The following is a 20,747-nucleotide window of genomic DNA, read 5'->3' on the forward strand; positions in this document are numbered from 1 at the left end:
GGTTGGTCGCATATCGACCAATATGCTTGAAAATTTTGTTCTTTCAAATTGTTCAGGGCCCTCTTAGGCAGAGCGACATCGTATCCGTAGAAATGCGGCAACAAGCCGGAGCACAGATCTCCGGCACAAAAAGACACGTAATGTGTTCGACAAGGAGAGTGTAATGAAACTCAAAACCCTCTTGATGGGTGCCATCGCCACGGCCGCCATCGCTCCAGCAGCTTTTGCTGAGCGCGGCTCTGATGGTCAGGTCAGCATCATCTATTGGCAAGCGCCTTCAATCATGAACCCGTTCCTGTCCGGTGGGACAAAGGACGTTGAAGCCGCGTCTCTGGTGATCGAGCCTCTGGCCCGTTACAATCAGGATGGCGAAATGGTGCCTTTCCTGGCTGCCGAGATCCCAACAGTCGAAAACGGCGGCGTCAGCGAAGACCTGACCTCCATCACTTGGAAGATCGCACCTGGCCTCACATGGTCCGATGGCAGCCCCTTCACTTCTGCGGATGTGAAATTCACCGCTGACTATTGCATGGACCCCGAAGGCGGCTGTGCTCAGGTTACCAAATTCGAAGGCGTGACAGCAGTCGAAGCGATCGATGATCTGACTGTTAAAGTCACTTTCGCTCAGCCAACCCCCTTCCCCTACGGTCCCTTTGTTGGCGGCGAGAGCCCCATCATCCAGGCCGCTCAGTTCGCAGACTGCATGGGCGCCAAGGCTCCTGAGTGCACCGAGGCCAACTTTGGCCCCATCGGCACCGGTCCGTTTGTTGTCGATGAGTTCAAGCCAAACGACGTGATCACGCTGTCGGCGAACCCTAACTACCGTGACCCGGCCAAGCCTGCCTTTGCCAAGGTCCTGTTCAAAGGTGGCGGCGACGCAACCGCTGCTGGCCGTGCCGTCATGGAAACTGGCGAGTTCGACTACGCCTGGAACCTGCAGCTTGCACCTGAAGTCATCGCGCAGATGGAATCGGCTGGCAAAGGCACACCCGTCGCTGGCTTTGGCCCGCTGGTTGAGCGTATCATGCTGAACAACACCAACCCTGATCCGGCCCTCGGCCCTGATGAGCGTTCGGTGATCCGTCCTCACCCATTCCTGGGCGATCCTGCGGTTTACAACGCGATGTCGCTGGCGATCGACCGTCCTTTGCTGGTCGAAATCGGCTATGGCAAAGCAGGTAAAGTCACCTGTAACTGGATCCCAGCACCAGCTGCTGTGAACTCCGACACCTTCACCTGTGACAAGCAGGACATCGCAGCCGCAAACGCGATGCTGGACGAAGCAGGCTACAAAGACACCAATGGTGACGGCGTACGCGAAACCCCTGCTGGCATTCCAATGAAGATCCTGTACCAGACTTCGACCAATGCTGTGCGCCAGGATTTCCAGGCTCTGATCAAGCAGTGGTGGAGCGAAATCGGTATCGAAACCGAACTGCGTAACCTCAGCGGTTCCGTGTTCTTTGGTGGTGATCCCGGCTCGCCCGACACATTCCAGAAGTTCTATGCTGACGTTGAAATGTATGCCAACACCTTCAACGGTACAGACCCTCAGTCCTACCTGGCCAACGGTCTGTGCGACAAGGCACCTTCGCCTGCAACTCAGTGGCAGGGTGAGAACATCTCGCGCTTCTGTAACGAAGAGTTCGACAAGCTGCATGCTGAGCTGACCACCACAGCCGGTGCTGCTGCACGTGCCGAAATCTCCAAGCGTCTCAACGACCTCATCGTCGAAAACGGCGGCATGATCCCACTGGTTCACCGTGGTCGTCTGTCTGCCCACGCCAACTCCCTGGGTGGTGTTGTGCTGAACGTTTGGGACAGCGAACTTTGGAACGTTGCCGACTGGCACCGCATCAAGTAAGCGGCGCTAGCCTAACAGAGGCCCCGGTGTTTTCACCGGGGCCTCTTGCCATTGGCGCCATGTTCCGTTCTATCGCTGGACACGCTGGTCAAAGGCCACAGCCCTTCGCGGCTTTGCCCCCTTGTCCAAATCAACAATAACACATTGCAAAAGGCGCACGTTCCATGCTGACCTTTACAATCAGGCGACTGATCCTGTCGGTTCCGACATTGCTGTTCATCAGCCTGGTGATTTTCCTGCTGCTCGAGCTCGCCCCTGGCGATCCAATGGCACAGGTTCCTCTGACAGTCCCCCCTGAAGTCAAAGAAAAAATGCGCGAGGCCCTGGGCCTTGGCCAACCGGCCCCGATCCGATTCTGGAAATGGCTGGTACAGTTCTTCTGGATTGAACCCCAGGTTCTGGTTGATCACTATTTTGGCACCACTTTCTCCCAGGGTGATCTGCGCGTCATCTCCTGGCAGACACGTTCGCCAGTGATGGATATCGTTATCCAGCGGATGCCCCAGACCCTTTGGGTTGTTGGGACCGCCTATGTTGTGGCCATCATCATCGCCCTGCCCATTGGCATCTATTCCGCCTATCGGCAGTATAGCTGGTTTGATCAGCTGGGTACCTTTGTGTCTATGGTTGGTTTCTCAGTTCCGCCGTTCTTTTCGGGGGTTCTCGTCATCGTGATCTTCTCGGTACAGCTGGGCTGGTTTCCCTCAATCTATGACACCACTCATGTGGTCGATAGTTGGGATGGGTTTGTCTACCAGCTGAAGCAGATGATCATGCCGGTAATGGTGCTTGCGCTGCAGATCACTGCGCAGCTCAGCCGGTTCATGCGCGCCTCTATGCTGGACAATCTCAACCAGGACTATGTGCGCACAGCCCGCGCAAAAGGCCTGAGCGAATATGTCGTGGTCATGGTCCATGTGCTGCGCAACTCGATGATCCCTGTGGTCACGGTGATTGCTCTGGGCATCCCATCCATCTTTGGCGGTGCGATCATCACTGAGCAGGTGTTCAAGGTAAACGGCATTGGCCAGCTCTTGATTGGCGCGATCCAGGCCAATGATCTGCCGATGGTTCAGACACTCACCTTTATCTTTGCCATCCTTATCGTGCTGTTCAACCTAATTGCCGATGTGCTTTATGGCATTCTAGACCCGAGGATCCGCTATGACTGAGCTTAGCAATCCCATCCCCAGCAAGCCTCCGCGCAGCCAATGGCTCGATGTCTGGGACCAGTTCAAATCACACCGTGGCGCCTTGATGGGGGGCATACTCTTCCTGTTGATCGTAGCCTCAGTCTATCTGGGACCGCTGTTTTGGGACATCGAAGCGACCCATATCGACATCCGAGCGCGTAACCAGGGCCCCAGCTGGGCGCATCCCTTTGGCACTGATCAGCTGGGCCGTGACATGATGGCCCGGATGATGGCTGGTGGTTCGACCTCGGTTTCGGTTGGCCTCACGGCGATGGCTCTGGCGCTGTTCCTCGGCTCCTTCATTGGCGTCTTGGCAGGCTTTTTCAAACGTCTCGATGGGCCCTTGATGCGCCTGACGGATCTGTTCCTAGCGCTGCCTCTGCTGCCGCTGCTCCTGGTGATGATGCTCTTGTTCCGCGAACCGCTGAATGCGGCCTTTGGACCGGAACAGGGGATCTTTATCCTCATCGTTTGCGCCATTGGGGTGACCTCCTGGATGCCGACCGCGCGTATCGTGCGTGGCGATGTTCTGGCGATCAAAGAGCGAGAGTTTGTTCTGGCGGCCCGTTCCATCGGAACCTCCAACAATGGCTTGATCACCCGGCATATCCTGCCCAACGTTCTGTCACCCATCATGGTGTCGGCAACCCTGGGAATTGCCACGGCGATCATCACCGAAAGCTCTCTGTCGTTCCTTGGTCTGGGCTTCCCCCCGGATTTCCCAACCTGGGGCCGGTTGCTGTTTGATGCCACCGACTATCTCCAGCAGCACCCAGAGCGGGTGTTCTGGCCTGGCATGGCGATCTCTTTGACCGTGTTGAGCGTGAACTACCTCGGCGACGGGCTACGCGACGCCCTGGATCCAAGGATTCGCGGTCGCTAAGCGAGCTTTCTGCTCAGACTGCGCTATAGCCTGCGCTCGCTGAGACATATTCAAATAAGAACATAACATTCGGCCGCCTCTTAGGGCGGCCGTTTTTGTTTTAACCTGCGTGCAACAGTCGGGAATACCGTCCCAAAGGCAGACCACAGTCAGTAACACCGTTCTTGCCCAAGCTCGGTCTAAGCGGGGCTTTCCCCTTGTCTGCTGCGAATTTTGCTCTCATTTCGGGAAAAAGTTCCATTTCGCGGCAAAACGGGAGCATGCGATGTTTGAGACACTCGGTTTTGAAGAGACCAGCCCGCGGCTGGCCTCGCTCTATTTTTCACTGGCCCTTGGGCTGGGGTTTGGTGTGCTGGCGCAGCTCACCCGGTTTTGCTTTCGCCGTGCCTTGATCGGTGAGGACCGCCGTCAGGCGGCAGGGCTCTGGGCCCTGGCCCTGGCCGTGTCGGTCCTGGGGACTCAGGCCGCTGTGACACAGGGCTGGATCAGCTTTGATGGCCACCGGTTACTGAACTCAGAACTGCCAGTGCTGGCCATCGCTATCGGAGGTGTGCTGTTTGGGATTGGCATGGTGCTGACGCGGGGCTGCATCTCACGCCTCACTGTGCTCAGCGGCACCGGCAACCTGCGCGCCCTACTCTGTGTAGGGGTTTTTGCCATCGTGGCCCATGCAACGCTCAAAGGCGTGTTAGCACCGCTGCGCAGTTCACTGGGAAGCTACACCCTTCAACTGGGTGACTATGCCAGCCTCGCCGCCCTGCCCGGTGGTGCCCCGCTTTGGAGCGGCCTAATTGCCCTCCCGGCTCTGTGGGTGGCGCTGCGCTCCAGAAACTCCGCTTTGGCCTTGCTCGGGGGCGCCATGATTGGAGCCTTGGTGCCGCTGGCCTGGGTCACCACGGGTTTTGTACTCTATGACGAATTCGACCCTATCGCCATGGAGAGCCTGTCCTTTACCGCGCCGATGTCCGAAGGCCTGTTCTATGTCATCGCCTCCAGCGCAGTCCCTGCGGGCTTTGGTCCCGGTTTGATTGGCGGTGTTTTGGTTGGCGCGCTCCTTGCCGCCCTACTGGCGGGCCGCTTTCAATGGCAGAGCTTTGACAGCCCGCGCCAAACCGGCCGTTACATGCTGGGTGCCAGTTTGATGGGGTTTGGCGGGGTTCTGGCGGGGGGCTGTACCCTAGGCGCCGGCCTTGCAGGGATATCTACCTTAGGTCTAGCAGCGCCTCTAGCCTTGGGATCTATTGCCCTGGGTGGGGTTCTGGCCCATCGGGTGTTGCGCGAGTCCCCTAGCTCAGCTTCTTTTTCGCCCGCTGGATCGCCCACCACACCAGCCCCACAACCGGCAGAGTAATCATCGCTGTCGTCATCCCCTTGCTCTGGCCCAAAGCCTGCGCGAGGGGGTAAGCGAGGTAAGAGGCAAGGGAGACCGCGTAGTAGCTGATCGCGACTACGGAGAGCCCTTCGACAGTATGTTGCAGCCTGAGTGCCAGATCTGCCCGCCGATCCATACTGGCCAAAAGGGCCTGGTTTTGCGCGCTCCGTTCCACATCCACGCGGGTTCGAAGCAACTCTCCGCCACGCCTGGCCCGATCTGCAAGTGTGGCAATACGTTTTTCCGTCGACTTCACTGTCCGCATTGCGGGCTCATAGCGGCGCAGCATGAATTCTGTGAATGTCTGAAACCCCTCGTGCCGCTGCTCTCGCAGCAGACTGATGCGTTGATTGACCAAAGCCTCATAGGCACCTGTCGCCCCAAAACGAAAGGCCGAACGGGCCGCCATTGCCTCCAGCTCAGCTGAGACCGTCAGAAGCTGCGTCAGTGTCTGTTCTGCGGGCACGGTATCAGATGTCATCTCAGCCATCATTTCGCTCAGATGACTGTCCAGCGCCCCAATATCCGGATTGAGCCCACGGGCCCGGGAAAACCCCAGCATTGACATCGCCCGGTAGGTCTCCACCTCGCACAGGCGTTGCACCAGGCGGCCAATACGCTGCGATCCCGTCGCAGCATTAGCAAAGAGCGCAAACCGCATGTGTCCGGCCGGGTCGATACGGAAATCCCCCGCCACCACAGCGCTGTCATCCAAAACCTCAGCAACCGCCAGACTTTCAGGAACAAACCAATCCCTAAGCGCCGCCTTGATTCGTTTGTTCTCGGGGCGCGGCAAAATGCGGATCATCAAGGACGTCACCCGTTGGCCCGGCGCCTGCTCCAACCAGTCCGATGGAAAAACATCAAAATCCGCCGGATCAAAGGCCCGCTTGCTGATACCTTCACCAGAAAGCGTATAGCTGACGAATTCGGTGTGCTGCTCCCATTTCAACATATAGCGGCCCAGCTGCGCTGAATGATGCGTCGCTCCCGGTTGCGGGTGCGCCGCTCCGTGCCGATCGAGCAGCGCCTTGAGGTGTTGCAGATCCAGTGCGCGATCCCGGTGTACCGCCTCATTGGGCTGCTTAACCGCCAGATAGATAACCGTGCTAGGACTTTGCATCGTCGGGAAAGGCCGAGCATGCAACTCATTGGCCAGGTCATAGCGGAGGGGATGGTCCAGGATTGGGGGCATGGCAGGAAATCTCCAAAAACGTGACAGGAGCATAGCGAACGCGACAAGACCTGTAAAGAATTCTTCTTTTTCAATACTTTAGCTGAATGCAATGGTATACAGAAGCACAGTGTAGCGGCGCAATCAAAGGGGCTCTGCACCCGGCCTACGGCCTCCCCCGGAGGTATTTGAGGCGAAATGAAGATACAAAAAGGCGCGCCGGATTTCTCTGGCGCGCCTTTGATGACAGATAGAGGAGTGGGTTACTGGATCATGGTCAAAAGTTGATCCAGCGACGCCTTGGCATCGCCATAGAACATGCGTGTGTTCTCTTTAAAGAACAGCGGGTTCTCGATGCCGGAATAGCCTGTACCCTGTCCACGTTTGGAGACAAAGACCTGCTTGGCTTTCCAGCATTCCAGAACCGGCATACCGGCGATGGGGCTGTTGGGGTCTTCCTGGGCCGCTGGGTTGACGATGTCGTTGGAGCCAATGACGATGGCCACATCGGTTTCCGGGAAATCCTCGTTGATCTCATCCATCTCCATGACGATATCATAAGGCACTTTGGCTTCGGCCAGCAGCACGTTCATATGCCCTGGCAGGCGGCCAGCCACTGGGTGGATAGCAAAACGCACTTCCTTGCCCTTGGCGCGCAGACGGCGGGTCAGTTCCGCCACATTCTGCTGCGCCTGGGCCACCGCCATACCATAGCCTGGGATGATGATGACAGAGTCGGCCTCGTCCAGCGCAGTTGCAACGCCATCGGCGTCGATGGCCACCTGTTCGCCTTCGACCTCCATCTGTGGACCTGCTGTGCCGCCAAAGCCACCCAGAATCACGCTGACGAAGGAGCGGTTCATCGCCTTACACATGATATAGCTGAGGATAGCACCGGAGGAGCCCACGAGTGCGCCAACAACGATCAACAGGTCATTGCCCAGCGAGAAACCAATCGCCGCGGCAGCCCAACCGGAATAGCTGTTCAGCATCGAAACAACCACAGGCATGTCGGCACCGCCGATGCCCATGATCAAGTGATATCCGATGAACAATGCAGCCAGTGTCATGATAAACAGCGGGAAGAAACCGCCGGTGTTGAAGTACCAGATCAGCGCGATCAGCGACAGACCAGCGGCACCGGCGTTGAGCATATGACCACCGGGCAGTTTCACCGCCGAGGAGGTCAGTTTGCCTGCCAATTTGCCATAGGCCACAACCGACCCGGTAAAGGTCACCGCGCCAATGAAGATGCCGAGGAAGAGCTCAACCCGCAAGATCGCTACTTCGACGCCGTCCTTCTTGGCCAGCAGCTTGGCAAAGCCGTCCAGCGCCTGTTTCTGTTCGGCGTCCATCGCCATGACGCGGCCCAGTTCGATATGGGCGATGAGGCCGACAAAGACCGCCGCCAGGCCAACCAGAGAGTGCATTGCCGCGACCAGCTCTGGCATCTGGGTCATCTGCACCCGTGTGGCCAGGTGATAGCCGATGACGCCGCCACCGGCGATCAGCACGATCGACAAGAGCCAGAGCCCGGAGCCTGGGCCAACAAGGGTGGCAAAAACCGCCAGCGCCATGCCGACGATGCCATACCAAACCGCGCGCTTGGCGCTTTCTTGGCCGGACAAGCCGCCCAGCGACAGGATGAAGAGAACAGCGGCAACAACATAGGCCGCAGTGGTGAATCCATATTCCATCTCAGTGTCCCCCTTAGGATTTCTGGAACATGGCAAGCATGCGCCGGGTGACGAGGAAGCCACCAAAGATGTTGATACCGGCCATAAAGACCGACAGGGCTGCCAGCAGGATCACCAGGAAGCTGCCCGACCCGATCTGCATCAAGGCCCCCAGAATGATGATCGAAGAGATCGCATTGGTCACCGCCATCAGCGGTGTGTGCAGGCTGTGCGCCACCCCCCAGATCACCTGGAAACCAATGAAGACCGAGAGCACAAAGACAATGAAGTGCTGCATAAAGCTGGCCGGAGCCACCAGACCAACGGCAAGCAACAAGGCACCGCCCACGGCCAGCAGGGTGACCTGATTTTTGGTCTGCGCCTTAAACGCAGCCACTTCTTCAGCGCGTTTTTCTTCGGGTGTCAGTTCCGGCGCCACCTCTTTGGGCTTGGCCGCGATCGCTTGCACCTTTGGTGGTGGCGGTGGGAAGGTGATTTCTCCGCCATGGGTGACGGTCGAGCCACGAATAACGTCATCTTCCATGTTGTGATTGATCTGGCCGTCCTTTTCAGGGGTCAGATCAGTCATCATGTGGCGGATGTTGGTCGCGTAGAGTGTCGACGACTGTGCGGCCATGCGGGATGGGAAATCGGTATAGCCGATAATGGTCACGCCATTCTCAGTAACGATCTTCTCGTCCATCACCGTGAGCTTGCAGTTGCCGCCCTTTTCCGCTGCCAGGTCAACAATGACCGAGCCTGGCTTCATCGCGGCGACCATGTCTTCGGTCCACAGCTCTGGCGCTTCGCGGTTGGGGATCAGCGCCGTGGTGATAACGATATCCACCTCTGGTGCCAGTTCACGGAACTTCGCCAGTTGGGCTTCACGGAACTCAGGGCTGGAGACAGAGGCGTAGCCACCGGAGGACGCGCCATCGGCCTGCTCTTCTTCAAAGTCGAGATAGACAAACTCGGCGCCCATGGACTCAACCTGTTCCGCCACTTCTGGGCGCACGTCAAATGCCAGGGTAATCGCGCCAAGGCTGGTCGAGGTGCCAATGGCCGCCAGACCCGCAACACCAGCGCCAACCACCAGGACCTTTGCTGGGGGCACCTTGCCTGCCGCTGTGATCTGACCAGTAAAGAAGCGGCCAAAGTTGTTACCCGCCTCGATAACAGCGCGATAGCCGGCGATATTGGCCATCGACGACAGCGCGTCCATTTTCTGAGCACGCGAAATGCGTGGCACCATTTCCATGGCGATAACGCTCGCACCTTTGGATTTGGCCAGCTCTAACCCCTCTTCATTCCCGCCGGGATTAAAGAAAGAGATCAGAGTCTTTTTGGAATTCAGCCGCTTCAGCTCAGCCTCATTGGGCTGCCGCACCTTGGCAATGATATCCGATGCCTTCCACAGGGCAGCAGCGGTTTTGATGACTTCAACGCCGGCCTCCTCGTAGGTGGCATCGCTGAAGCCAGCCGATAGGCCTGCACCGCTCTCAATAGCGCAGTCGTAGCCCAGTTTCTGCAGCTGACGCGCAGAATCTGGCGTCATCGCGACACGCGCCTCGCCGTTGATCACCTCTTTGGGTGTTCCAATTTTCACCTTGTCGGTCCCCCTCGTCCTGTCCGCCCCAGCATCGCCCGGGTACGGATTGCAAACATTATGACTATCCTGCGCAACATTTTTGCGCAACGGTTTCGCTGCGTCGCCGCATATCACTGCCGCGCTGCCGCATTTCTGCACCACTCAACAAAAGTGGCGTGGATTCTGCAACCGGGCTCAAAAGTGACGCTACAACAGACAAGCCTGCCTTTGCCAACTGTTAGACCCTTATTTCCCGCCAAAGGGCCCTTAGGCCCAGCGCCTGACTTTCTGCTCATAGCGCGCCCAATCGGATCGAAAGGCCCGCCGCATGCGGTTTTCTTCGCCGATGATAAAGCGCTTTTCCAGAACCCAGGTGAGCACCGGAACCAGGGGCAGTGCCAGCACCGCATCAAAATAGAGGATCAACCCCGCTAGGACCAAGATATCCCCTAGGTAGATCGGGTTCCGACTGCGGGTAAAGATGCCAGATTGCACCAGCCTGCTGGGCGTTTCATGCGGCATGAGTGTGGTTTTTTGGCGCCGCATTTCAGTTACGGCAAGCACCATCAGCACGACGCCCCCTCCCACAAGCAAGCCACCGAGCAGATCTGCCCATATGGGGCCAAAGTCTAATCCCATGGGCAGGTAGCGCGCCTGACCCCAGGCCAGGGCGACAAAGCTCGCCAGCCAGACCGGCGGAAGGTCGATCCATTTCATTGCAGTCTCTTTCTTAAAAGCCCTACAGCCAGGCTGCAGGGCGATTTAGCGGCACTGTCCTCAGATCCTGATGCAAGGTCCAGTGTTTCAACAAAGTCCCTCCCGATAAAAGGACAGCGTGCTTGATTTTAAAGCCATATCACAACTTCGTTCCCCGGCCTCTCTCCAGCTTGGCCTTTGGCTGCAAAACTGACTGCCGAGAGCGGGTCAAATTGACCTACTCCCACTCCATCTCTTCAAACACCCGGCCTGCGTTCTTGGTCGCCAGCTCCTCAAAGGTATCCAGGCCACGCCACTGCTCTTGATCGACATAGTAGGCACCTGCCAAATCGCCGCCGTCTTCGATGTGAGCGCCGATTTTGCCCCGCAGATCGGTCAGGTAGTCCAGCGTGTAGCGGCGCACCTGATCCAGGTTGGTTGGATGGCCATGGCCTGGGATGACATAGGTGGGTGCCATTGGCTCCAACTTCTCGACCCAGGTCTCAATCCAGCAACTGGTGCAGGTATGCGGAAAGATCGGCAACATGCGCTCATGAAAGGCAATATCGCCAGCGATCATGATCTCCCATTGCGGAATCCAGACCTGGACATCGCCTGGATCATGGGCTGGGCCCAGATGCAGCACCTGGATCTCCACCCCGCCAAGCTTCAAATCATAGCGGTCATCAAAGCTGACGTTGGCATGTTCCATACGACTGTCGCCGGCGCGATCCTTGTTATAGGCCTGCATGCGCTGCAGGATGAAGTCGCCGTTTTTCTGTGTTTCAGCAATGGCATCAGCATGGCCAAGAATATCAACGCCCTGATCGCGCCAATAGCCATTCCCCAGCACCGCATGCCCCTGACCGTTCTCATTGATGACCAGGACCACAGGTTGATCCGTCACCGCCTTGATCTCGGCATGTAAGGCGGCTGCCAGCGCATCCGAAGCACCCGAGTTGATCACCACCACCCCTTCCCCTGTCACAACAAAGGAGAGATTGTTGTTGTGGCCGGCATTTTCATAGGTCGGTGGTGCGGTGGCGCCAATTGCGGAGAATACATGCGGGATCACTTCGACCGGCTTGGCGTAGAGCTCAGACTGCGGATACTGATCAGCAATGTCTTCGCTGCTGTATCCCGCCACCGGCAGTCCAACAACCAAACCTGATAGCCAGAACGCCCTTAGTGCAGTTACCTTCATGTCATCCTCCCAATTGATCCGCTAAAATCATTCACACTTGCGAATATGATTGTAAATAGATTTTCCGCAGCACCTCTGTCTCTGTGACGGAACGGCGCGCTTGCACAGCTTTGGCACGTAGATACCCTGCCGAAAACAGGAGGAGACACAAATGGATTTGAACGGGAAACATGCATTGGTCACAGGCGGCGGCACCGGCATCGGGCTTGCTATTGCGCGCGCTCTGGCGGAACAGGGCGCGCAGGTGACCATCACCGGCCGCCGCCAGGACGTGCTGGAAGAGGTGGCGACGCCAGGGCTACACCCCATGGCGATGGATGTGCGCAACGAGGAAGACATCATTGCCAAGGTCGCCGCAGCCGTCGAGGCCCGTGGCCCGATCCAGATCTGCGTTGCCAATGCTGGCGTTGCGGAGGGTAAATCCCTCCACAAAACCACCATGGAATTCTGGCGTAATATGATGGCAACCAATCTTGACGGCGCCTTTTTGACCATTCGTGAATGTCTGAAATCCATGCACCAGGCGGACTGGGGCCGGATCATCACTGTGGCCTCGATCGCGGGTCTGCGGGGCTTGAAGGGTGGTGCATGCTATAGCGCCAGCAAACATGGCATGATTGGTCTCACCCGCGCCTTGAGCGAGGATTACATGGGCAGCCAGATCACCGCCAATGCGATCTGCCCAGGCTATGTGGATACCCCGATTGTAGATCGCAATATCACTTCGATCTCGGCCCGTGCCGGCATCAGCGAGGATGAGGCGCTCAAGGTCATGGTCAATGCCAACCGCCACCAGCGACTGATCGAACCCGAAGAGGTGGCCGCAGCCGCCATGTGGCTCTGTGGGCCCGGATCACAGTCGATCAACGGCCAGACCATCGAAATTGCCGGCGGCCAGACCTAATGATGCTGGTAAGATGAACAGGGCGGAGTTCAACCAGTTCTGCGCCACATTCCCTGCAGCGGAACATGTGGTGCAATGGGGCAATTCCGATGTCTGGAAAGCAGGCGGCAAACTCTTTGCCGTCTGCGGCTGGGCCGATGGCAAAGATGCCTTCACCTTCAAGGCGGGGGAGATCGGTTTTGAGGTCTTGCAGGAACGCCCCGGTGTACGCCCCGCCCCCTACCTTGCATCACGCGGGATGAAATGGCTGCAACAGTTTGCTGACGATGGCCTCTCTGATACCGAGCTGCGCGACTGTATTTCTCATTCCTACAGAATGGTCACCGCAGGCTTGTCAAAGAAGAAAAGAAGCGCGCTCGGCATACCGGATCCTGACGCAAAGACCTGAGTATTCAAGGGTGATCCACTGGCCACAGTGAGAGACACTGGACAGATCGGATTGGATCGGATACGAAATGCAAAAAGCTTTAAGCTTGAAGTAAATTGTGATCCAGCGAGGCTCCCATGACTGATTTTGCCGCCACAAAAGCGATGTTCGACCTGCCCGAGGGGATGATCTATCTCGATGGGAATTCTCTGGGGCCCCTGCCCAAGGCCACAAAGGATCGCGTGTCCTCTATGATCGAAGATGAATGGGGCAAGATGCTGATCACGGGCTGGAACAAGGCCGGTTGGATGCAACAGCCTGGCGCTATCGGTGATCGCATCGGTCGGCTAATCGGCGCAGAACCGGGCCATGTAATGATGGGCGACACCCTTTCGATCAAGGTCTATCAGGCGGTCGCCTCAGCGCTGGAATTGAACCCTGAGCGCCGGGTGGTACTGTCGGACAACGGCAATTTCCCATCCGATCTCTATATCGTGCAGGGGCTGCTGAAATCCCTGGACCCGGACTATGAACTGCGGGTGGTGAACCCAGAGGACGTGGCCGACAATATCACGGATGATATTGCCGTTTTGATGCTGACAGAGGTGGATTACCGGACTGGCCGCAAACATGATATGAAGGCGCTGACCGATTTGGCCCATGCGCGGGGCGTTGTGACCGTTTGGGATTTGGCTCATTCCGCAGGAGCCCTGCCGGTGGACCTGGCGGGATGCAACGCCGATTTTGCCGTAGGCTGCACATATAAATACCTCAACTCCGGTCCTGGTGGCCCGGCCTTCATCTATGTGGCACCACGCCATGTGGACGTGGCGCGTCCCGCCCTTTCCGGCTGGTTGGGACATGAGGCGCCTTTTGCCTTTGATCTGGAGTATCGCCCCGGCACTGGCATCGAACGCATGCGCGTTGGTACCCCACCGATGATACAGCTGGCCGCGCTTGGTGCCTCGATGGATATCTGGGATCAGGTAGATATGCAGGCGCTGCGGGCGCGCTCCATTGCGCTATGCGACCGCTTCATTGCCGGAGTCGAAGCCAGCTGCCCTGACCTGACCCTGGCCTCGCCCCGTGATGGCGACACCCGTGGCAGTCAGATCTCCTTTGCCTTTGAAGAGGGCTATGCCGCAATGCAGGCCGTGATTGAACGCGGCGTCATTGGAGATTTCCGCGCTCCCAATATCATGCGCTTCGGCTTTACGCCGCTTTATATCGACGAGGAAGATGTCGACCACGCGGTGGCGATCATTGCCGATGTGATGAACAATCGGCTGTGGGACAAACCCGAATATAAAATCCGCGCGGCCGTTACCTGATGGCGATGCCTGGCACAAAGGCTCTGCCCCTGTGTCGGCCCTTTGGCTGGGTGGCGCTCTGGCGCCGCCTCGCCCAATGCGGAACGTTGAACAAAAGGATCTCCACCTTTCCCTGAACAGTATAACTACAAGGAAAAGGAGGGATCCCATGAGTGATTCCAAGACCACAGCCCCAGGCTGCCCCTTCAACCCCGCCGAGGATGGCGCCCAGATGGATTTTGACGGGCGCATGTCCTATGGCGACTACCTGTCGCTGGACATGCTGCTGAATGCCCAGAAAACCTGGAGCGACACCCATGACGAGATGCTCTTCATCATCCAGCACCAGACCTCGGAACTGTGGATGCGGCTGGCCATCCACGAGCTGCAGGCCGCCCGCGACCGTCTGATCAAAGGCGAGGCGAGGCAGGCGTTTAAGATGTTGGCGCGGGTGGCGCGAATCTTTGAGCAGTTGAACTCTGCCTGGGACGTGCTGCGGACCATGACACCCTCAGATTATACAGCCTTTCGCGATGCCCTGGGGCAAAGCTCTGGCTTTCAGTCGCATCAATATCGGCTGATCGAATTCATGCTGGGAAACCGCAACAAGGCGATGCTGAAGCCCCATGCCCACCGTGCCGATTTGCTCGCCCTGCTGGAGGCAGAACTGGCGCAGCCCTCGCTATATGATGTGGCGCTCAGCGCTTTGCACCAGAGCTTTCCCCTGCCGGAGGCGGTGATCCAACGTGACCTATCTGAGGCATACCAGGCCAGTGAGTCAGTTGAGGCCGCCTGGTCGGAGGTCTACCGGGCGCCTGAAAAACACTGGGAGCTTTATGAGCTGGCAGAAAAACTGGTGGATTTTGAGGATTACTTCCGCCGCTGGCGCTTTAATCACGTCACCACTGTGGAGCGCGTGATCGGTTTCAAACGCGGAACCGGCGGCACCGGTGGGGTGAATTACCTCAAACGCATGCTGGAGGTGGAGTTGTTTCCCGAACTTTGGCACCTGCGTACCACACTGTGATCTTTGGGAACAAGTGAAGGGGGAGGCTCCCGCCCGTCTCGCGACATCAAAGATATCGGCTCCCGTTGGGCCGAGCGCCGCGCTCACGCGCGGCGCGGTCGCGCTCTACAGCCAAGCTTAGGCGGAACAGAACCCTTGGCTCGCCACCGAGGTCATCCTGCCGGGGTCAGCCCCTGTGCACAGAGTGCGGCATAGGTTGCAACGCCAAGGCGATAATCATCGTAGCTTTGGGCGGTGTGTTTGACCCCTTTTAGACAGGCACAAAACAAACGCCCCATGGCATCGGCATCGGCGGTCAGGACAACCGCGCCCTGCGCTTCCTGCTCCCGCAACCACTCTGCGTAGAGCCCCTGTAGCTGGGATTCGCCTCGATCTATCATATCGCCAGCAACATTCATGGTGGCCTCAAACAGCTCCATTCCGTGGGCAGAAGACATCATCGCCTCCATGGTCTCGCCGCCATGGGCCGCAAAGGCCTGCGCAAGGCGCTGCGACAGGGGGCCTTCCTGCGCCAGAGCTGCTGTGACATGCCTCCTAGCCTCATCGTAGTAGCTCTCGACGAGCGCGCGGAATATCGCCTCTTTATTTTTGAAATGCAGATAAAGCGCAGGGCGCGACATGCCGGCTGCGCGCGCGATGTCATCCATTGAGGTCTTGCGAAATCCATAGGCAGAAAAACCCGCCCAAGCGGCGGCAAGAATGGTCTGTGTCTTGGTGTCAGGTGCAGAAAACGTCATGGTTTCGCTTCTGACAGTTTTGCCGCATTTTGTCAATTGACATCCTGACATTTGAAGTGCATTTTGTCAGAACCTTCCGGACCCAGCAAAGAGGCCAGTCCAATGTCAAAAACGCTCCGTATCAATGGTGAAACCCATGAGGTGGATTTGCCCGATGATGTGCCCCTGCTCTGGGTGCTGCGTGACGAGATCGGCCTGACAGGCACCAAATTTGGCTGCGGCGTGGCCGCCTGTGGCGCCTGCACCGTGCAAATTGATGGCGAGGCCATGCGGTCCTGCCAGCTGAGCCTGGGCGATATCGAGGGTGAGGTGACCACCATCGAAGGTCTGGGCACGCCCGACAACATGGCCAAGATCCAACAGGCATGGGTTGACCACCAGGTAGCACAGTGCGGCTATTGCCAGTCCGGCCAGATCATGCAGGCGGCCAGCCTCTTGGCGGACAACCCCACCCCCAGCGACGCCGATATTGACGAGGCGATGCAGGGAAACCTGTGCCGCTGTGGCACCTACCCGCGCATCCGCGCCGCCATCCACACCGCCGCTAAAATGATGCAGGAGGCCTGATCTCATGGCCAGCTTGAAAAAAATTGCCCGCCGCAGCTTCCTCGTCGGTTCTGCCGCTATTTTGGGCGGGGTCGCCTTTGGCACCTATAAGTATCACCAGCCCGCCCCCAACCCCCTGGAGCCGGGTGAGGGCAAGGCGGTGCTAAACCCCTTTGTCTTTGTGGACCAATCCGGTGTCACCCTGATCGCCCCAAGGGCCGAAATGGGTCAGGGGGTGCACAGCTCCTGGGCGGCGCTGATCGCCGAGGAGCTGGATGTGGATCCAGCCCAGGTCACCGTGATCCATGGTCCCGCCGCCAAGGCCTATTACAACAGCGCGATGATGGCCGAGGCCCTGCCTGGTCGCGGCTACAACGCCAGCGACTTCCAGCACTCCCTTGGCCAGGTCGTCGGGAATTTCTCCAAGTTCCTCGACCTGCAGGTGACAGGCGGATCCTCTTCTATGAAAGATGGGTTTACCCGGATGCGCCTGGCCGGCGCCAGCGCCCGCGAAACCCTAAAAGAGGCCGCAGCGCAACGGCTTGGCGTCTCCCGCGCCCTGCTGGAAACCAGGGATGGCCAAGTCCTGGCCCCCGGCGGTGTCACACTCTCCTACGCAGACTTGGCCACCGAGGCCGCCGCGGTTGACCCGCAAGAGGCCGAGTTGCGCCCAGCGGCACAATGGAAATACATCGGCAAGCCGGTTCCGCGTATCGATATGCTGGCAAAGGTCACTGGCACCGCCGGCTTTGGCGTGGATACCCGGATTGACGGCATGAAGTTTGCCGCCATCAAACAGAACCCGCATTTTGGCGCAGGCATGCGCAGCTTTGACGCCTCCGCAGCCAAAGACATGGCCGGTGTTGATCAGGTTTTGGATCTGGGTGATGCGGTTGCCGTTGTGGGCTCCAACACCTGGCTGGCACAGCAAGCAGTGGATGCCATCGAGGTGGATTGGGAACCTGCTGCCTACCCCGAAACCACCAAAGCCATCTTTGCCGAGATTGAAGCGGCTTTTGGCGATGCCCCCAATTCGACCATGCGCGATGACGGCGATGTGGACAACCTGCCCGAAGGGGCGGAGTTGATCGAAGCCGAATACCGCCTCCCCTATCTGGCACATGCCACCATGGAGCCGATGAATGCAACCGCGCTCTACTCTGGCGACAGGCTGGAGATCTGGGCGCCAAATCAAGGGCCTACCATTGTCCAAAAATCCGCCGCCGCGCTCACTGGCCTGGATCCAGAGGCGGTGCACGTCAATACAACCTATCTAGGCGGGGGCTTTGGCCGCCGTATCGAGGTCGACTATTGCAACCGGGCCGTTCAGATCGCCCAGAAGCTGAAAGGCACTCCGGTGCAGCTCACCTGGTCGCGCGAAGAAGATATGCAGCACGACTATTACCGTCCTGGTGCCATCGGCCGCTACCGCGCTGCCGTCCAGGATGGCAAGGCCGTTATGGTGCACGGCAAGATCGCCGCCCAGTCCACCACCCAGGAAGGTGCCGGGCGGATGCTGGGTCTTCCCATGTCCGGCCCCGACAAAGGCCATGTGGACGCGGCCTTTAACCAGCCCCTGGCGATCCCGAATTTCCGTGTCGAGGGCTATATCGCCAAACCGATGATCCCGGTTGGGTTCTGGCGCTCGGTGGCAGCCTCCTTCAATGGTTTCTTCTCGGACAGTATCATCGACGAGATGGCCCATAAGGCTGACCGCGACCCGTTGGAGTTCCGTCTGGAACTGGCCCGCGCCGAATGGGAGCCCGCAGCCAAAGTACTGGAAACTGTCCGCGACATGTCTGGCTGGAGCGGCAAAACGCCCGAAGGCATCGGGCGCGGCGTCGCATTGGTCTACAGCTTTGGCACCCCAACGGCGCAAATCATTGAGGTGGCCGATCGCGATGGCGAGATCGCCATTACCAAAGCCTGGATCGCTGCCGATCTTGGCCTGGCGGTGGACCCGCACAACGTTGAAGCGCAGCTGTTCAGTGGCCTCGCCTACGGGCTATCAGCGGCCTGTTTTGGCGAAATCACCTTTGATGGAGGCGCAGTGGAGCAGGAAAACTTCCCCGACTACGACGCCATGCGCATGCCCAGCATGCCCGCCGTCGAGGTCGCTGTATTGCAGGAGCAAAAACACATGGGCGGCGCAGGAGAGCCGGGCACTCCGCCTGCAGCTCCGGCATTGGCCAACGCGCTGTTTGACCTCACCGGGAAACGTGCACGCGAGTTGCCTTTGAGTAGGCACTTCAGCTTTTTGTAAGACACGCCTAAACAAGACCATGTAACAAAAAGCCCCCCACCGAAGGCAAATCGGCGGGGGGCTAATTATTTGACTTCCGTTAAGATAAAACCGGCGGTTAGTCCGCGCCCTGCAGGCGGCAATGGACATCATGCCAACCACGCCGCTCTCCGCGGGCTATCGCCTCTGCGGCCTCGGCATCAAAGGTTTCAAGGAAGGCCGTCATTGCTTCCAGATCCAGCCATTCACCTTCTAGATCTCGACCAAAGCAACCGCTCATCGAGCTGTTGAACTCGATATCGGCAAAGTCTCCCTCGCGGGCGGGGTTTGGCTGGGCAGTCAAAAAGGGCTTACCCTGGCGCACCAATTGAAACGCATCATAGCCAATCTCGCTCATCATGGAGATGAGGTCATTGCGATCCAGATTCACTTCAAACGACAGGTATTGCGGCAAAGGCAGGTCTTTGGTCAAAGTAGAGAGTGCTGCCTTTTCAAAGCCCTCAATATCGATCTTCAAATAGCGAGAAGCGCCGTGACGCTGCACCAATGTCGACAAGGGCATGGTTGGCACCCGAATGACTTCGAAGTCATTCTCCTGCGTGGCCTTGCCCTGCTTGACAAAAGAGCTCCACTCGCGTGGCTGTTGACGTAAAATTCAAGAGAGCTGACCTTATCTGAAACGCCAACACCTTCGATCACTACGTTGCCAGCAGCAATGTCTTCTGCAAAGCGGTCATAGAGTTTCTGAGCAAGCGCAGGGTCGGCCTCAATCGCAACAACACGAAAGCCTTTTTTCAAATAGAATGCTGTATCGTCACCATTGTTGGCACCGATGTCGAAAATTAGGTCGCGCATTCATTCATCTCCAAAATATCGTCTTTTGCAATGTATGGCACAGCGCTCAAAGGAAACCAAACACCCAAGTTGCAACCACCCGAAAAGATCTCGGCGCAGACATAGCACACCGCGCAGGCCAGGATTTTGCAGTTAAAATCCAGCACTAAGATCATGTGTTTGGATCATAGAGTGGACACGGTGCCACCTCAGTGGCCACAATCGAGATCGCGATCAGCCGCTTGGCCGATTCTCAGCCTGCCGTCAGCCTGCTTGCTGCAAGCCACCAAGGTTATTCGCCCCATTGGCCCAGGCGTGAACGGCCGCGCCAAAGGCCTGAAACAGCGGCCGGGAAACCGGATCATTGTTGGCGTCCCATTCCGGGTGCCATTGCACCGAAAGGGTAAAGCCGGGAGCATCGCGCACGTAGATCGCTTCAGGCGTGCCATCGGGGGCATGACCGTCGATCACAATCCGCGCGCCTGGTGCCTTAATTCCCTGGCCATGCAAGCTGTTGGTCATAACTTCTTCGGCGCCAAAGACCCCGTTGAACACACCCCCCGGCGTCATTTTAACCGGATGACGCAGAGCAAACTTTTCTTCGAGGCTGCCGTCAGGGGGCATCCGGTGGTTCATTCGTCCCGGCAGGTCGCGGATCTCAGGATAGAGCGTGCCGCCCATGGCCACATTAACCTCCTGAAAGCCCCGGCAGATCCCCAAGAAAGGCTGGCCACGTTCGACACAGGCCCGAACCAAGGGCAGGACAATGGCGTCGCGGGCGCGATCAAAGGCGCCATGCGCCTCCGTTTCGGCCTCGCCATATTCATTAGGGTGCACATTGGGACGCCCGCCAGTAAGCAAAAATCCGTCAAAGCTCTCCAACAGTTCCTCAACCGACAAAAACCGCGGATCTGAAGGGATAAGCAGCGGCATACAACCGGCAACCTCGGCTACGGCCTCAGAATTCATGGTGCCGCCAGCATGTGCGGGATATTGATCGTTGAGCAGATAGGAATTGCCGATAATGCCGACTTTGGGACGCGCCATGGTGACTCCGAGTGTGTTAGAACATGTGAAGGCTAAGGCCTCGCCCTGCGTCCCGCAAGCTCCGAGGCCCCGGGAACGCGCGC

At 58.1% G+C, this 20,747-nt stretch carries 17 protein-coding genes and 1 pseudogene; 10 read left to right on the plus strand and 8 right to left on the minus strand.

Going from position 1 to position 20,747, the window contains the following annotated elements; genetic code table 11:
• Positions 1-163 precede the first annotated feature (163 nt).
• From MED193_RS06895 to MED193_RS06910, 4 genes are all read left to right on the plus strand, one after another.
• Positions 164-1,864: a peptide ABC transporter substrate-binding protein gene (locus MED193_RS06895; RefSeq protein ID WP_009808960.1), complete on the plus strand. Its 1,701-nt coding sequence runs from the start codon at positions 164-166 to the stop codon at positions 1,862-1,864.
• Between the two features lie 164 nt (positions 1,865-2,028).
• Complete coding sequence (locus MED193_RS06900) at positions 2,029-3,036, plus strand: ABC transporter permease (RefSeq protein WP_009808961.1); 1,008 nt, start codon at positions 2,029-2,031, stop codon at positions 3,034-3,036.
• Complete coding sequence (locus tag MED193_RS06905) at positions 3,029-3,940, plus strand: ABC transporter permease (protein WP_009808962.1); 912 nt, start codon at positions 3,029-3,031, stop codon at positions 3,938-3,940. Before MED193_RS06900 ends, MED193_RS06905 begins: the two co-directional genes overlap by 8 nt.
• Before the next feature lie 265 nt (positions 3,941-4,205).
• Positions 4,206-5,291: a YeeE/YedE family protein gene (locus MED193_RS06910; RefSeq protein WP_009808963.1), complete on the plus strand. Its 1,086-nt coding sequence runs from the start codon at positions 4,206-4,208 to the stop codon at positions 5,289-5,291.
• Here the strand turns inward: MED193_RS06910 and MED193_RS06915 are convergent.
• From MED193_RS06915 to MED193_RS06935, 5 genes are all read right to left on the minus strand, one after another.
• The gene (locus MED193_RS06915; protein ID WP_039965993.1) at positions 5,227-6,507 is read right to left on the minus strand and encodes a DUF3422 family protein; all 1,281 of its coding nucleotides are present in this window, start codon (positions 6,505-6,507) and stop codon (positions 5,227-5,229) included. The genes MED193_RS06910 and MED193_RS06915 overlap by 65 nt on opposite strands.
• 242 nt (positions 6,508-6,749) lie before the next feature.
• Positions 6,750-8,183: an NAD(P)(+) transhydrogenase (Re/Si-specific) subunit beta gene (locus MED193_RS06920; protein WP_009808966.1), complete on the minus strand. Its 1,434-nt coding sequence runs from the start codon at positions 8,181-8,183 to the stop codon at positions 6,750-6,752.
• 13 nt (positions 8,184-8,196) lie between these two features.
• Complete coding sequence (locus MED193_RS06925; protein ID WP_009808967.1) at positions 8,197-9,768, minus strand: Re/Si-specific NAD(P)(+) transhydrogenase subunit alpha; 1,572 nt, start codon at positions 9,766-9,768, stop codon at positions 8,197-8,199.
• A gap of 249 nt (positions 9,769-10,017) precedes the next feature.
• Positions 10,018-10,467, minus strand: a complete 450-nt coding sequence (locus MED193_RS06930) for an isoprenylcysteine carboxylmethyltransferase family protein (RefSeq protein ID WP_009808968.1) — start codon at positions 10,465-10,467, stop codon at positions 10,018-10,020.
• A 217-nt stretch (positions 10,468-10,684) separates the two neighbouring features.
• Complete coding sequence (locus MED193_RS06935) at positions 10,685-11,650, minus strand: MBL fold metallo-hydrolase (RefSeq protein ID WP_009808969.1); 966 nt, start codon at positions 11,648-11,650, stop codon at positions 10,685-10,687.
• 151 nt (positions 11,651-11,801) lie between these two features.
• On the opposite strand from MED193_RS06935, the gene MED193_RS06940 reads away from it, so the two are divergent.
• From MED193_RS06940 to kynA, 4 genes are all read left to right on the plus strand, one after another.
• Positions 11,802-12,554 carry an SDR family NAD(P)-dependent oxidoreductase gene (locus tag MED193_RS06940; protein ID WP_009808970.1) on the plus strand — a complete coding sequence of 251 codons (753 nt, stop codon included), beginning with the start codon at positions 11,802-11,804 and terminating at the stop codon, positions 12,552-12,554.
• Positions 12,555-12,567: 13 nt separating this feature from the next.
• Positions 12,568-12,942 (plus strand): MmcQ/YjbR family DNA-binding protein, encoded by a 375-nt coding sequence (locus tag MED193_RS06945; RefSeq protein WP_009808971.1) that lies wholly within the window; start codon positions 12,568-12,570, stop codon positions 12,940-12,942.
• Between the two features lie 116 nt (positions 12,943-13,058).
• Positions 13,059-14,252 carry a kynureninase gene (gene kynU / locus MED193_RS06950; protein WP_009808972.1) on the plus strand — a complete coding sequence of 398 codons (1,194 nt, stop codon included), beginning with the start codon at positions 13,059-13,061 and terminating at the stop codon, positions 14,250-14,252.
• Between the two features lie 148 nt (positions 14,253-14,400).
• Complete coding sequence (kynA, locus tag MED193_RS06955) at positions 14,401-15,258, plus strand: tryptophan 2,3-dioxygenase (protein ID WP_009808973.1); 858 nt, start codon at positions 14,401-14,403, stop codon at positions 15,256-15,258.
• Positions 15,259-15,410: 152 nt separating this feature from the next.
• Here kynA and MED193_RS06960 read toward each other — a convergent pair whose 3' ends face one another.
• A complete protein-coding gene (locus tag MED193_RS06960; RefSeq protein WP_039965994.1) occupies positions 15,411-15,995 on the minus strand; it encodes a TetR/AcrR family transcriptional regulator in 585 nt (194 codons plus the stop codon).
• 102 nt (positions 15,996-16,097) lie between these two features.
• Here MED193_RS06960 and MED193_RS06965 point away from each other — a divergent pair, with 102 nt between their 5' ends.
• Both MED193_RS06965 and MED193_RS06970 read left to right on the plus strand, forming a co-directional pair.
• Positions 16,098-16,562, plus strand: coding sequence for a (2Fe-2S)-binding protein (locus tag MED193_RS06965; protein ID WP_009808975.1), 465 nt, complete (start codon positions 16,098-16,100; stop codon positions 16,560-16,562).
• Between the two features lie 4 nt (positions 16,563-16,566).
• The gene (locus tag MED193_RS06970) at positions 16,567-18,804 is read left to right on the plus strand and encodes a xanthine dehydrogenase family protein molybdopterin-binding subunit (protein WP_009808976.1); all 2,238 of its coding nucleotides are present in this window, start codon (positions 16,567-16,569) and stop codon (positions 18,802-18,804) included.
• Between the two features lie 97 nt (positions 18,805-18,901).
• Here the strand turns inward: MED193_RS06970 and MED193_RS23225 are convergent.
• Both MED193_RS23225 and MED193_RS06980 read right to left on the minus strand, forming a co-directional pair.
• Positions 18,902-19,638: pseudogene (locus tag MED193_RS23225) on the minus strand (FkbM family methyltransferase).
• Between the two features lie 243 nt (positions 19,639-19,881).
• Positions 19,882-20,664, minus strand: coding sequence for a gamma-glutamyl-gamma-aminobutyrate hydrolase family protein (locus MED193_RS06980; RefSeq protein WP_009808979.1), 783 nt, complete (start codon positions 20,662-20,664; stop codon positions 19,882-19,884).
• Between the last annotated feature and the right edge of the window lie 83 nt (positions 20,665-20,747).

This window comes from Roseobacter sp. MED193 (assembly GCF_000152965.1).
Classification (GTDB): Bacteria; Pseudomonadota; Alphaproteobacteria; order Rhodobacterales; family Rhodobacteraceae; genus Pseudophaeobacter.

What these genes read in the sequence shown, in the direction of transcription:
- MED193_RS06920 (WP_009808966.1), bottom strand. Translation starts at nt 8,183, where the DNA reads ATGGAATATGGATTCACCACTGCGGCCTATGTTGTTGCCGCTGTTCTC.
- MED193_RS06930 (WP_009808968.1), bottom strand. Translation starts at nt 10,467, where the DNA reads ATGAAATGGATCGACCTTCCGCCGGTCTGGCTGGCGAGCTTTGTCGCC.
- MED193_RS06935 (WP_009808969.1), bottom strand. Translation starts at nt 11,650, where the DNA reads ATGAAGGTAACTGCACTAAGGGCGTTCTGGCTATCAGGTTTGGTTGTT.
- MED193_RS06960 (WP_039965994.1), bottom strand. Translation starts at nt 15,995, where the DNA reads ATGACGTTTTCTGCACCTGACACCAAGACACAGACCATTCTTGCCGCC.
- MED193_RS06910 (WP_009808963.1), top strand. Translation starts at nt 4,206, where the DNA reads ATGTTTGAGACACTCGGTTTTGAAGAGACCAGCCCGCGGCTGGCCTCG.
- MED193_RS06980 (WP_009808979.1), bottom strand. Translation starts at nt 20,664, where the DNA reads ATGGCGCGTCCCAAAGTCGGCATTATCGGCAATTCCTATCTGCTCAAC.
- MED193_RS06915 (WP_039965993.1), bottom strand. Translation starts at nt 6,507, where the DNA reads ATGCCCCCAATCCTGGACCATCCCCTCCGCTATGACCTGGCCAATGAG.
- kynU (WP_009808972.1), top strand. Translation starts at nt 13,059, where the DNA reads ATGACTGATTTTGCCGCCACAAAAGCGATGTTCGACCTGCCCGAGGGG.
- MED193_RS06965 (WP_009808975.1), top strand. Translation starts at nt 16,098, where the DNA reads ATGTCAAAAACGCTCCGTATCAATGGTGAAACCCATGAGGTGGATTTG.
- MED193_RS06945 (WP_009808971.1), top strand. Translation starts at nt 12,568, where the DNA reads ATGAACAGGGCGGAGTTCAACCAGTTCTGCGCCACATTCCCTGCAGCG.
- MED193_RS06905 (WP_009808962.1), top strand. Translation starts at nt 3,029, where the DNA reads ATGACTGAGCTTAGCAATCCCATCCCCAGCAAGCCTCCGCGCAGCCAA.
- MED193_RS06895 (WP_009808960.1), top strand. Translation starts at nt 164, where the DNA reads ATGAAACTCAAAACCCTCTTGATGGGTGCCATCGCCACGGCCGCCATC.
- kynA (WP_009808973.1), top strand. Translation starts at nt 14,401, where the DNA reads ATGAGTGATTCCAAGACCACAGCCCCAGGCTGCCCCTTCAACCCCGCC.
- MED193_RS06900 (WP_009808961.1), top strand. Translation starts at nt 2,029, where the DNA reads ATGCTGACCTTTACAATCAGGCGACTGATCCTGTCGGTTCCGACATTG.
- MED193_RS06970 (WP_009808976.1), top strand. Translation starts at nt 16,567, where the DNA reads ATGGCCAGCTTGAAAAAAATTGCCCGCCGCAGCTTCCTCGTCGGTTCT.
- MED193_RS06940 (WP_009808970.1), top strand. Translation starts at nt 11,802, where the DNA reads ATGGATTTGAACGGGAAACATGCATTGGTCACAGGCGGCGGCACCGGC.